The sequence below is a fragment of the Dysgonomonas sp. UBA7710 genome, from assembly GCF_002482385.1.
Taxonomy (GTDB): Bacteria; Bacteroidota; Bacteroidia; order Bacteroidales; family Dysgonomonadaceae; genus Dysgonomonas.
In genome coordinates, this window is record NZ_DLFW01000002.1 from 209,553 (window position 1) to 222,190 (window position 12,638).

General features: G+C 39.6%; 13 protein-coding genes. 10 read left to right on the forward strand and 3 right to left on the reverse strand.

Annotation, left to right across the window (positions count from 1 at the left end):
• Positions 1 to 62 precede the first annotated feature (62 nt).
• From B3317_RS01230 to secG, 4 genes are all read left to right on the forward strand, one after another.
• Positions 63 to 1,337, forward strand: a complete 1,275-nt coding sequence (locus B3317_RS01230; RefSeq protein WP_291107675.1) for a sigma-54 interaction domain-containing protein — start codon at positions 63 to 65, stop codon at positions 1,335 to 1,337.
• Positions 1,334 to 1,840, forward strand: coding sequence for an LPS assembly lipoprotein LptE (gene lptE, locus B3317_RS01235; protein ID WP_291107678.1), 507 nt, complete (start codon positions 1,334 to 1,336; stop codon positions 1,838 to 1,840). The genes B3317_RS01230 and lptE overlap by 4 nt, the downstream gene beginning before the upstream one ends.
• A 119-nt stretch (positions 1,841 to 1,959) precedes the next feature.
• A complete protein-coding gene (locus B3317_RS01240) occupies positions 1,960 to 2,736 on the forward strand; it encodes a hypothetical protein (protein ID WP_291107681.1) in 777 nt (258 codons plus the stop codon).
• Complete coding sequence (gene secG, locus B3317_RS01245) at positions 2,733 to 3,101, forward strand: preprotein translocase subunit SecG (protein ID WP_291107684.1); 369 nt, start codon at positions 2,733 to 2,735, stop codon at positions 3,099 to 3,101. The genes B3317_RS01240 and secG overlap by 4 nt, the downstream gene beginning before the upstream one ends.
• 348 nt (positions 3,102 to 3,449) lie before the next feature.
• On the opposite strand, the gene B3317_RS01250 is transcribed toward secG, so the two are convergent.
• On the reverse strand, positions 3,450 to 3,899 hold the full coding sequence (locus tag B3317_RS01250; RefSeq protein ID WP_291107687.1) for a type I restriction enzyme HsdR N-terminal domain-containing protein: 450 nt from the start codon (positions 3,897 to 3,899) through the stop codon (positions 3,450 to 3,452).
• A gap of 75 nt (positions 3,900 to 3,974) precedes the next feature.
• On the opposite strand from B3317_RS01250, the gene B3317_RS01255 reads away from it, so the two are divergent.
• Genes B3317_RS01255 through B3317_RS01265 form a run of 3 tightly spaced genes read left to right on the forward strand, consistent with a single transcriptional unit; the run spans position 3,975 to position 6,708 of the window.
• Entirely contained in the window at positions 3,975 to 4,748 is a 774-nt protein-coding gene (locus B3317_RS01255; RefSeq protein ID WP_291107690.1) for an AMP nucleosidase, read from the forward strand.
• A gap of 5 nt (positions 4,749 to 4,753) precedes the next feature.
• Entirely contained in the window at positions 4,754 to 5,758 is a 1,005-nt protein-coding gene (gene holA / locus B3317_RS01260; RefSeq protein ID WP_291107692.1) for a DNA polymerase III subunit delta, read from the forward strand.
• An 8-nt stretch (positions 5,759 to 5,766) separates the two neighbouring features.
• Positions 5,767 to 6,708: an alpha/beta hydrolase family protein gene (locus tag B3317_RS01265; protein WP_291107695.1), complete on the forward strand. Its 942-nt coding sequence runs from the start codon at positions 5,767 to 5,769 to the stop codon at positions 6,706 to 6,708.
• A gap of 29 nt (positions 6,709 to 6,737) precedes the next feature.
• Here the strand turns inward: B3317_RS01265 and B3317_RS01270 are convergent, their stop codons facing one another.
• Both B3317_RS01270 and B3317_RS01275 read right to left on the reverse strand, forming a co-directional pair.
• Positions 6,738 to 7,733 (reverse strand): family 43 glycosylhydrolase, encoded by a 996-nt coding sequence (locus tag B3317_RS01270; RefSeq protein ID WP_291107698.1) that lies wholly within the window; start codon positions 7,731 to 7,733, stop codon positions 6,738 to 6,740.
• A gap of 184 nt (positions 7,734 to 7,917) precedes the next feature.
• The gene (locus B3317_RS01275; RefSeq protein ID WP_291107701.1) at positions 7,918 to 9,330 is read right to left on the reverse strand and encodes an ATP-dependent DNA helicase; all 1,413 of its coding nucleotides are present in this window, start codon (positions 9,328 to 9,330) and stop codon (positions 7,918 to 7,920) included.
• A gap of 196 nt (positions 9,331 to 9,526) precedes the next feature.
• Here B3317_RS01275 and B3317_RS01280 point away from each other — a divergent pair, with 196 nt between their 5' ends.
• The 3 genes from B3317_RS01280 (at position 9,527) to B3317_RS01290 (ending at position 12,636) form a co-directional block, all read left to right on the forward strand.
• Positions 9,527 to 10,336: a DUF3822 family protein gene (locus B3317_RS01280; RefSeq protein WP_291107704.1), complete on the forward strand. Its 810-nt coding sequence runs from the start codon at positions 9,527 to 9,529 to the stop codon at positions 10,334 to 10,336.
• Positions 10,333 to 10,878, forward strand: coding sequence for an RsmD family RNA methyltransferase (locus tag B3317_RS01285; RefSeq protein ID WP_291107707.1), 546 nt, complete (start codon positions 10,333 to 10,335; stop codon positions 10,876 to 10,878). The genes B3317_RS01280 and B3317_RS01285 overlap by 4 nt, the downstream gene beginning before the upstream one ends.
• A gap of 453 nt (positions 10,879 to 11,331) precedes the next feature.
• A complete protein-coding gene (locus B3317_RS01290) occupies positions 11,332 to 12,636 on the forward strand; it encodes an NAD(P)-dependent oxidoreductase (protein WP_291107710.1) in 1,305 nt (434 codons plus the stop codon).
• Positions 12,637 to 12,638 lie beyond the last annotated feature (2 nt).

Genomic DNA, 12,638 nt, shown 5'->3' on the forward strand with positions numbered 1-12,638 from the left:
CCGTATTTATGGACTAATGTGTTGGATACTTATGATATATAATCTATTAACTTGTAATTATAATGGCAAAACCGGACATTCAACAAGTAAAGCAACGCTTCGGTATCATCGGGAATAGTCCCGACCTGAACCGGGCTATAGATATTGCCCTCCAGGTGGCTCCTACCGATATGTCGGTATTGGTGACCGGGGAGAGCGGGGTGGGGAAAGAGAATTTTCCTCAGATTATTCATCAGTTCAGCCATCGTAAACACGGGACATATATCGCAGTCAATTGCGGCTCTATTCCCGAAGGAACAATCGATTCCGAACTCTTCGGACACGAAAAAGGATCTTTTACGGGGGCGACAGGCGAGCGAAAAGGATATTTCGAAGTAGCTAACGGAGGTACTCTGTTTCTCGATGAGGTAGGGGAGCTGCCTTTGTCTACTCAGGCGCGCTTATTACGTGTACTGGAAACAGGCGAATTTATAAAAGTAGGTTCGTCGAAAGTTGAGAAAACCGATGTACGTGTTGTTGCCGCTACCAATCTGGATATGGTGACCGCTACCCGCAACGGACGTTTTCGTGAAGATTTATACTATCGCCTTAACACGGTACCTATCCGTATTCCGGCACTTAGGGACCGGAAAGATGATATACCGTTATTATTCAGAAAGTTTGCAAGCGATTGTGCCGAAAAGTACAGTATGCCTCCGATCGTGCTGACCGATTCTGCAAGGCAGATGCTAAAAGAATATTACTGGCCCGGCAATATCCGCCAGTTAAAGAATATTACAGAACAGATTTCGATAATTGAGCAGACGAGGGATATAACTCCTGATATACTGAAATTATATCTTCCGGCTAATGAGGTCGGACTTATACCTGTAGGAATAATAAGCGCCGGTGAACAGAAGAATTTCAATAACGAGCGTGAAATATTATATCAGGTATTGTTCGATATGAAGAAAGATATGAATGAGCTCAAGAAGATAGTTCATGATATCGTAGCCGGAAATATGAAGCCCGGAGACATTATATCTTCTCCTGTAGTAAACAGCAGTGAGAAGCCCCTTACGCCAATGGTTGTAAATCAGGCGGACAGAGCATCCGCTTTGCCTATTAAAGATGACGGTCATACGATAATACCTGCATCTACGATTGCCGATGCCGATGTGATCGATGCACCTGAATATGAGGAAGAGACACTATCATTACAGGATGTAGAGAAAGATATGATTATAAAAGCCCTTGAGCGGCATAATGGAAAACGTAAAAATGCAGCTCAGGATCTAAAAATATCGGAACGTACATTGTATAGAAAAATAAAAGAATATAATCTGGAAAATTTATGAAAAAGATAATATTATTATCACTATTCTTTATCGTATTGTTTGCCGGCTGTACGGTGTCTTATAAATTCAATGGGGCATCTATCAATTACGCCGAGACACCTACGATCGATATACGCGATTTCCAGAATCAGGCCCCTTATGTATATCCTCCATTGACCCAGGTATTCAACGAGCGAATGAAGGACGTATTTACCCGTAATACGAAACTGCAATTCACCTCTATCAATCCATCGCTTGAGATTGAAGGGGAGATTGTTACATATGAATTGACACCTTTGTCTGTAAAGGAAGATAACTTCTCCGCCGAAACCCGTTTGACATTAGGAGTGAAGATGCGCTTCAGGAACAATAAAAATCCGAATGAAGATAAAGAGGAAACTATTACCGCTTACCGTGATTTCTCCAGTAGCCTGATGCTTACCGATGTACAGGACGGATTAATTGACGAGTTGACGAAAGATATTGTAGACCAGATTTTTAACGCGACAATGTCTAATTGGTAAAAACAATGTGCCAATATGTCAATGAGGAAATATGCTAATTGGCGCGAAGCGATAAATAGGTCATTATTTATATATTACACATTGGCATATCGGCATATTAGCTAATTAATTTAATAAAAGTGGATATTCAACAATTCTATAAACTGACCGGAAAAGGCGTAAATCCTTCGCAAGAGGATATACAGCCCCTAAAGGCTTTTATTGAAGAATATCCATATTCACAGACGGGTATATTTACTTATCTGAAGTCAGTGTATCTATTCGAGCCTGAAAATTTTCAGGAAGAACTTGGTAAGTTCAGTATTTTCGTAAACGACCGCAAGGCTTTATTTTATTATATTTTGAGCGATGAGTACGACTCGTTTTTCCGTCAGACGGGAAAAAATGAGGTGAGTGAAGATAAAACCAGTCTGTTATTGAATGCTTTTTTTGAATTGAAAGGAAATAATGATACGGATGCTGATCTGGAGTATAGCATTTCGCATTCAAGTCTCGCTACTACAGATTATTTTACTTATATGCAGGTGACTTCTGTGCCGGATGAAGATATTCCGGTTCAGGAAGAATCTTCAGGTCTGAAACATCAGAACATCATAGATACATTTATTACCCGTTCGGAGATGGAAGGAGGTATCCGCATACAAATAAGCGGAGACGACGAGCCCCTATCGGATGATGTGGAAAAAGCCGAAGAAAAAGATGATGAACTGGACGAAGATGTATTTTTTACCGAGACATTGGCGAAAATCTATATAAAACAGAAGAAGTATGAGAAAGCATACAAAATTATTAAACACTTAAGCTTGAATTATCCGAAAAAAAATATTTACTTTGCAGACCAATTGAGTTTTTTGGAAAAACTGATTATAAATTCGAAATTTAAAGATACAAAATGATTACACTTATTACTGTATTAATTGTAATTGCAGCGATTGCCTTAGTACTGATAGTTCTTGTTCAAAATTCTAAAGGTGGTGGCCTTTCATCAGGTTTCTCATCATCAAACGCCATTATGGGTGTTCGTAAAACTACCGATTTCCTTGAAAAAGCAACTTGGGGACTAGCTGGTTTCATCATGGTGATGAGTATCGTTTGTGTTATGATTAGACCGAAAGCGACAACTACTCTTCAACCGGAAGTAGGCGCTCCTGCTCCTGTTAATACAGGTGCTCCTGATATGTCGACAACACTGCCTGCTATACCAAGCAATAGTGCACCTGCACCTGCTACAGAGCAGCCGGCGACACCTCCTGCTGAATAATCTCGGACTAAATATAATTAAGATATGTGAAGGCTTCTCGTATGAGAAGCCTTTTTTGTGGTGTAATTGCGCGTATTTGCCGGATATATTTATCTATATGTTTTGTGAGTTCTTTGAAAGATTGATTGGCAGATTGGTAAATTAGCAAATGAATGAAAAGGTGTAACCTTTGTTACTTTTTGGGAAACTGTAGGGGCGAAATAGCTATAAAACCTGTAACCTTTGTAACCTTTTGCGCCTTAGCGTCTCTGCGTGAAATACTGTTTACTGCTAACTGTTAACTGATATTTCTGTTACCTTTGTTACTTTTTAACTATATATGGTTAAAATATGTAATTTTCCGGAAAGCTATAATTCTGTATATGTTGGTATATCGGCAAGATATTCGAATGTTTGTGTGCTGTAATCCATCCGGCAACAGTAATGGCTAAGCCCGTTGGATACAATCAGGTATTTTACTTTCAGTACGATGTTGTATCTTACTATCTGGTCGAAAACAGCCTGAGTGATTTCCACATCCGGTGATTTATATTCGACTATGACCAGAGGGGAAATAGTTTTATCGTAAACGATGGAATCACACCTGCGTTTCTGATTGTTCAGGTTGATTTGTATCTCGTTAGCTATTAAGGCCTGCGGATACCCCTTCTCCGTTATCAGGTAATTAATGAAGTGCTGGCGTACCCATTCTTCAGGTGTAAGTGTCACAAACTTACGACGTAGCCTGTCGAAAACGCTAAGTCTTCCGTCCGTTTTTTTTACATTTATATTGAAAGGGGGCAGATTTAAATCCAACATTTGTTACCTTTGTTAATCCTGTACAACAAAAAATAAAAGATACTTGTTGTATCTTAAAACAAAAGTAAAGTTAATATGAAAACAAAACAAGAAATTGTAGACAATTGGCTTCCAAGGTATACCAAAAGGCCGTTAGAACAGTTTACCAAACATATATTACTAACCAATTTTGCAAAGTATGTAGAGGTGTTTGCCGGTCATTTCAACGTGCCTATTGTAGGGCTCGACGGCAATATGCCGAATGCATCGGCTAATGGTATTACCATTATTAATTTTGGTATGGGAAGCGCCAATGCGGCCACCATAATGGACTTACTAAGTGCCGTTGAGCCCGAAGCCGTATTGTTTTTAGGCAAATGCGGAGGGATAAAGAAACATAACAATCTGGGAGATTATATATTGCCCATCGCGGCTATCCGGGGAGAAGGGACATCGAACGATTATTTTCCGCCCGAAGTGCCGTCTTTACCCGCTTTCAGCCTGTTGAGGTCGGTATCGTCCACTATCCGTAATCACAACCGCGATTACTGGACGGGGACAGTATATACCACCAATCGCCGGGTGTGGGAATATGACGATGTATTCAAAGACTATCTAAGGCGGATTCGTACAATGGCTGTGGATATGGAAACGGCGACATTGTTTACCTGCGGGTTTGCTAACCAGATTCCGACCGGAGCGTTGCTGTTGGTATCTGACCAGCCAATGATTTCGGATGGTGTGAAAACTGAAAAAAGTGACAGCCTGGTCACTAAAAGTTTTGTGGATGAACATGTCCTTATAGGCATAGAATCTCTTACAACACTGATAAACAACGGGCAAACCGTTAAACACCTGAAATTTGAATAAGGACTATGACTTTTGAGCAAATTATAGCCGATATAAAAGCCCGTAAATTTAAGCCTGTTTACTTATTGATGGGTGACGAGCCGTATTACATCGACGAGATAACAGATATGCTGGTAAGTACGGTACTGCCCGAGGAAGAAAAGGACTTTAACCAAACTATCCGCTATGGAATGGAGACCGATGTGGCTTCTGTTATTACTATGGCGCGTAGTTTTCCGATGATGTCCGATTATCAGTTGATTGTTATAAAAGAAGCTCAAAATCTGACTAAAATAGAGGAACTGGAGGTTTATGCAAAGAATCCGCTTCATACAACCGTCCTTGTACTCAACTACAAGAACGGGACGCTGGATAAACGTAAGAAGCTGTATGCGGAAATAGATAAGAACGGTATAGTGTTCGAGTCGAAGAAGATACCGGAATATAAAATACCGGCCTTCATTTCTTCTTACATGCAACAAAAAGGGCTGGCTATAGATGCGAAATCGGCACAGATGCTATCCGATTATCTGGGAAACGATCTGAGCAAACTGACAAATGAGATAGCGAAGTTGCTGATTGCCATACCGGGAGGCCAGACACAGGTTACTCCTAATCTGATAGAAGAGAATATTGGTATAAGTAAGGATTTTAACAACTTCGAGTTGCTAAAGGCTGTTATAGAAAAGAATACGTTCAAAGTAAACCAGATAGCGGATTATTTTGAAAAGAATCCCAAGAACAATCCTTTGATTGTGACATTGGTAGTTCTTTTCAACTTCTTCAGCAACCTGATGATATGCTACTGGGCAAAGAATAAAACAGAGCAGGGTATCGCCGCCGAACTGGGATTCAGGAATCCATATCAGGCAAAAGATTATGTTGCGGCAATACGCAACTACAATGCTTTTAAATGTATGGAGATACTTAGCCTGCTGAGAACATACGACGCTAAATGCAAAGGGGTGGATAATGTATCTACGCCCGATGGGGAATTGCTAAAAGAGTTACTGTATAAAATAACACATTAGTCAGCCTTATGAGAAAGAGCCTTATATCCATTTTGTCGGCTTTATTATTACTAAGTATTACTATTAGAGCAAATGACCCGCTAAGGAAGGAGACATATATCTATTCCATAAAAGGGACAGACACCCTTCGTCTCGATAAATATGATTTGCCCGGGCCGGAAAAAGAAAAGCCATGCATTGTTTTTATGTTTGGAGGAGGTTTTGTCGGAGGGGTTCGTGATAATAAGAATTACATTGGGTATTTCAATCATTTGGCGAATAAAGGCTTTACCGTAGTTTCTATTGATTACAGGCTGGGAATGAAGAGCCTGAATACCCAGGACCCGATGCGTATCGTAGCCGCTCTTAATAAAAGTATATCTATGGCAGTGGAAGACCTCTTCGATGCCACGGCTTTTGTAGTGGATAATGCCGGAGATTGGAATATTGATAAGGATATGATTGTTGCCAATGGTTCCAGCGCAGGTGCCGTATCTGTTTTACACGGCGAATATGCTATCTGTACCCGGGCAAAAGTAACAGGGAAACTTCCTGTTGGGTTTAATTATGCCGGGATTATCTCTTTTGCCGGCGCAATATTCAGTATCGACGGGGAGTTGCAGTGGCAGACGCCTCCGGCTCCGATACAGTTATTCCATGGCGATGCCGATAGTAATGTACCTTATGATAAGATAGAGCTCTATAACTACGGCTTTTACGGATCGAAATATATTGCAGGACAGCTAAATAAGATAGCTTCGCCTTATTATTTCTTTGATGTGAAAAATGCGGCGCACGAAATATCAGAGAGTCCGATGACTTCCAACTTACAGGAAATAGACAGCTTCCTGGAAAAATATGTGGCTGGCAGGCAGCCACTTATGATTCATACGGAAGTACAGCAGATCGGTAAACCGGAAATGAAGAAAGACTTTGAGATGACAGACTATATAAAGACCAATTTTAAGTGACAGATCCCTTTTCTAAAGGAGCTTCTCTTTTAAAATACAGGCTTGTCGGCAGATAGTGATGGACTGCCACCTTCTATATATGGCCATCCTTCTTTATCCCATTTTACCTGGTCCAGCAATAATACACGGCCTTTAGGATTTTCCACATCTACTCCATGATAGAAAATCCAGTCGTTTCCTTTCTTGTCCTGTACTATCTCGGAACAATGGCCATTGCCTACGAACCGGGAATTGGAGCCTATGACAACTGAATATCCGTTGTCCATCATGTCTTTTCCCGATTTATCCACATATGGGCCAAATAGAGATTTGGATCGTCCTACAACAAGTTGATAGGTACTCTTTATTCCTTCGCAACAACTGCCAATGGACGCGAACATATAATAGTACTTTCCTTTCTTGTAAATATATGTTCCTTCGAAAGCAGTTCCCGCTATCCGCTTTTTGGTGGCGTCCGGTTTCAGGTTGAGGCCATCCTTGTCAAGTTCAATGGCATAAATACCTCTGAAGCTGCCCCAGAAAAGGTATTTCTTGCCTTTGTCTTCTATATAGAACTGGTCGATGGAGTTCTGGACGTCTATATCCTTACTTTGGAAAAGCTTTCCTTTATCGAGGAACGGCCCTTCCGGTTTATCGGATACGGCAACACCGATGCCGCATGTCCATTCGCCGCCCCATACCGACATGGAATAGTATAGGACATATTTCCCTTTGATGTAGTTGATATCGGGTGCCCATAATCCGCCTTTCGGTTCGAAATTAGGGCGGGTATCATTTGTAAAGGCAGTGCCGGTGAATGTCCAGTCGGTGAGATTATCTGACTTGTAGATAGGTATATTGCGGGTATTTTCGGTTGCATATAAGTAAAAGCTACCATCTTTAGTCTTGATGATAGTAGGATCGGGTAAGCTGGTATTGATTACCGGATTCTGATATGTATTGGGGTTCTGAGCTGATATATTAATACAGATAGACTGTATTAGAAAAAGGATAATGGAAAGCAATAATGGTTCTGTTTTCTTCATAATATATAAATTGGATTTCTTCAGATAGGAACGGATAAATGTTCCGGACGTTTCAAATATAATGCATATATTTTGAAGAATAGAAGCCATCTGTGCACAAATGAATATGAGTGATTAAGATTGACCGGAAATTACCTTTCGCTGGCTGAAATTTGCTATAAATGGCTACTCATATCATTTTATCCTATACAAATTCATCGGGCAGATTAACCAGATATAATTTTGCGCTGGCCCGGGTAATTGCAGTATATAGCCACCGGTAAAAGTTTACACCAAGATGCTCTTCCGAGATATAGCCTAAGTCGAGAAATACATTAGACCATTCTCCCCCTTGAGCTTTATGACAGGTTACGGCGTAAGCAAATTTAACCTGTACCGCATTATAATAGGGATCTACTTTCAGCTTCTTCATCTTGCCTGCACGGGTAGATATATCGGCATAGTCTTCCATTACATTCACGAATAGTTCTTCGGAACGTTCGCGTGTAAGTCCTGCCACATCGGAATGAAGCGTATCCATCAGTATTTTTAGCTCCAGTTCTATATCGTAATCAATGCTCTTTACCAATACATCCCGGAAACGGAAACCATACAACTCCTGTTCGCCGCGGACACGCAATACTTCTACTATTTCGCCATTGGCAAGAAAGTCTATGCCTTCAGTGTTCTCAGTCCAGAAGTAATTGTTCTTGGTAATCATCAGCATATCGCCAGCAGAGAGTTCTTCTTCCCGGTAGAGTATGCGGTTTCTTACACCTTGATTGTAGATGTTGGAACGTTTATTAGAACGGGAAATAATCATAGTATTCTCCAATCCGTCACGATCATAGGCCGCCGATATTTCATCTATAAGGTCTTCCCCCGATATACGGACAATGTCTGTGAACTTTTTTAGCTTTAGCTTAGGATAAGCTTCTGTTTTCCCTTTGTTAAGCGCATTCCGGATATTGGTAGCATTATATAATATACCGGAACTTTCGGCCTGACGGACGATTTGTGATAACATAGCTTCACGCACTTCCAGTCCGTATCCGGTAAGTACATCGGTTTGTAATGCCGGGCTGCCGTCTTCTCCTACAGGCGGTAGCTGGGCAGAGTCGCCAATCAATAATAACCGGCAATTTTCTCCCGAATAAATGTAATGAATCAGATCATCGAGTAATCGCCCCGTACCGAAAACGGATGAATCAAGCCCATTGTTGCTTATCATAGAAGCTTCATCGACAATAAATAAAGTATCTTTATGCAGATTGTCCATTATTCCGAAACTGCCGAAGTCACCGGAATACTTTTGTTGGCGGTATATTTTCTTATGAATAGTGAATGCAGGGTGGCTGGAGTATGAGGAGAAAACTTTGGCTGCACGTCCCGTAGGGGCGAGTAAGACGGTTTTTTGCTTAAATTCGGTCATTGTTTTTACCAATGCTCCTAAAAGGGAAGATTTACCCGTACCCGCGTAACCTCTCAATAAGAATAAAGATTCTTCTTTTTGTAAAAAAAGAAAATCCACGATCTTTACCAAAGCGGTAGCTTGTTCGGAAGTAGGTTCGAATGGAAAATTCTGCTTTATCTTATCCAGAAAGAATCTATTGATCATAATGGAGGGTTAAGTGAATTGAAGTTCAAAAATAGTGGATAAAAATTTCTTTTTCTAACTTTGTACATATTAAATCAGGGAAATATATCAATCTTTATAAAAAGATTTATCTATAGATTGGAGAAAGAGTAATAAGTATTGGGTAATATGTATGAATGAATATTATTCTGTTTACTTTGCAATATAAAATTAAAATATGTTTTTACCGGAAAATATAGATCTTGGACAGTCAGAAAAATACGTTTTATCCATCCGTATAAAAACGGATGAATTTATGTTTTCTATTTCCGATCCGGAGAATGGGAAAGGATATTGTCTTCGTGAAACTACATTTTCGGCTAATGATGAATTATTAGGTAATATTCAGCGGATTATTTTTGATCTGAATTTTCTTACTCAGGAATTTAAACAGTCAAATGTTATTATTGTTTCTCCTGACTATGAACTGGTTCCTGCATCTTATTTCAACATAAAGGAGAAAGATCGATTATATAATTTTACACATAATCAGGAAGCCGGACAATTGATGTCAGGATTGATTGAAAAACAGGATGTTATAAGCTTGTTTAATGTAGAGAAAGATATTTTTGAGTTTCTTTCGCGTAATTTATGGAATCCTCACTTTTTTCATCATTCCAATCTGCTTATTAATCTATTAGAGGGCAGGGGGGGAGTAATAAACTTAAGGTCGAGGGTGTATTTGAATTTTCACGGTAACTTTATGGATATTATTTGTTTTTCAGGCTCAAAGCTTGTCCATTGTTTGACTTATGAAAACGAACCGGCAGCCAATCAGGTATATTATATTCTTAAATTATGGGAAAATTGTGGTTTTAATCAACAGGAAGATTATATATATATCAGCGGGAAACCTGACGAACTGGTTGTTATCCGGCTACAGGAGTATATTAAGAATATAGAAAGGATAAATGCTCCAAGCGAAATATATTTATGGAATGAGGATGCTCAAAAGGCTCCACTCGATTTATTGGCATTAGCATTATGAGAATCATCAGCGGAAAATATAAGGGGCGTAGATTCGACCCGCCTAAGAGTTTTAAAGCGCGGCCTACGACGGACTTTGCAAAAGAGAATCTTTTTAATGTGCTGAATAATACGGTAGATTGGGAAGATACCATTGCTCTCGATTTATTCGGAGGGACAGGAGGGATAAGTTTCGAATTGGTATCGAGAGGATGCCCGCAGGTCACATGTGTTGAAAAAAACTTCAACCACGCATCATTCGTCGAAAAAACAAAAGAGGAATTGAAGATAAAATCAGAATTGTTATTGCTTAAAATGGATGTTTTCAGTTATTTGGAAAGATGCAGGGAGCAATTCGATCTTATTTTTGCAGACCCTCCTTATGATATGAAAAACTTTTTGGATGTTCCGCGTATTGTGTTTGAAAAGGATTTAATAAAGCCGGGAGGCATATTTATACTGGAGCATCCGAAAGATTATGATTTTTCCGGGTTACCATTATTTGAGGAAAAGAGAGTATATGGAAGCGTGAATTTCAGTATTTTCAGAAAGGAACTTCCATAAAAAAGAAAAGGTTGTCATCCCGACAACCAATCTTCATTGTTAACCTTAAATCTAATACCATGAAAAACACAGTACAAAGATAATCGATTTTTATGTTATAAAACATGTTTTGGTGTTTTTCTTATGTTTGTTAACTTTGTTTAACCTTTTTTCGATGTAGGCCTTAGTTAAGTTGACCGATTTAAGCCTTGAAATTAATATTTTACCAACTTTACCACTCTCATTTATTATTTTTTTCTAAAAAAATTATCTGTATAGAAAGGATGAAGGATGTAGGAATGACTGATTCCGGATTTTACTTTTTAATAAGTAAAATTCTATCTCCGTAATTCTCTTTTATTATTCCTTTTTTTTAAAAAAAAAGTTTATTTTGCAATCTATGCATGACAAAAAAGTATATATATTTGTAATGTATATATTGCAAAATAGATTAAATTGATAATATAAGAGAAAATGAGAAGTAATAAATTTGCTGAAATAAATGTAAGTTATACAGCTAAGGAAGCTATTGATGAGGCCAAACGATGCCTTAACTGTAAAAATCCGTTATGCATACAGGGTTGCCCTATAGAACATAATATTCCGGGTTTTGTGAATCAGCTGTCAATGGGAAATATTGGTGCGGCAATGCAAATAATAAATGAGAAGAGCAATCTTCCGGCTATATGCGGGAGGGTATGTCCTCATGAGAAACAATGCGAAGGTCATTGTATCCTTAATAAAAAAGACAATCCCGTAAGAGTAGGCAAATTGGAGCGGTTTATCGCAGACTTCGACAGTGACATGAATCTCATAAAAGAGCGTTTGAAACCCAAGACAAGAGGGAAAGTGGCAGTGATAGGTTCCGGACCGGCAGGACTGACTGTTGCCGGAGACCTGGCCCGGGAAGGATTTAATGTAGTTGTGTTTGAAGGACAAAAGGAACCCGGAGGAGTATTGATGTATGGCATACCGGAATACCGGCTCCCTAAGGATATTGTTCGAAGAGAGATCAAGAAAATAGAGGCTTTAGGTGTTACTTTCATAAATGACTTCCTTGTTGGAGAAAAAATGACTGTCGATGAAATGCTGTCACATGAATTTGATGCTGTTTTTATAGGCTCGGGAACCTCTGTCCCCAATAGACTGAATATCCCCGGAATTAATCTGTATAAGGTATTGCAGTCTTCTTATTTTCTCAGGATGGTCAATCTATATAATAACGGCGATATAAGCAGAAATGCAGTTCCTTTGGTAGAGGGAGAGAATGTGGCGATTATCGGCGCCGGAAATGTAGCTATGGATGCTGCCCGCACGGCCTTGAGGATGGGAGCGAATTCGGTAAATATCATTTATCGCAAGACAGAAGATGAATTGCCTGCGCTAAAGACCGAATATAACGAAGCGGTGGAAGAGGGTGTGAAGTTCTTATGGGAGAGCAGAACTGTGGAGTGTATTGGTGAGAATAATACATTAAAAGCTATCCGTGTTGAAACTCCAAAAGGGGAAAAGATAATGCCTATGGAACGTGTTTTCATTGCTATCGGCTCAAAGCCAGCCAACCGTATAGTGTCTACATCCTTGGGTATTGAAGTGAATGATAGCGGCTATGTAATAACTAAAGAACATCCATACGGTATGACCACCCGTAAAGGAGTCTTTGCCGGAGGGGATGTCGTGCATACGCCACAGACTGTTGTTTTAGCTATGCGTGAAGCTAAGCAAGTGGCGCGGGGAATAGCCCGCTACATTGATGCTGTTAAACTGTTGGAGGGGTGATT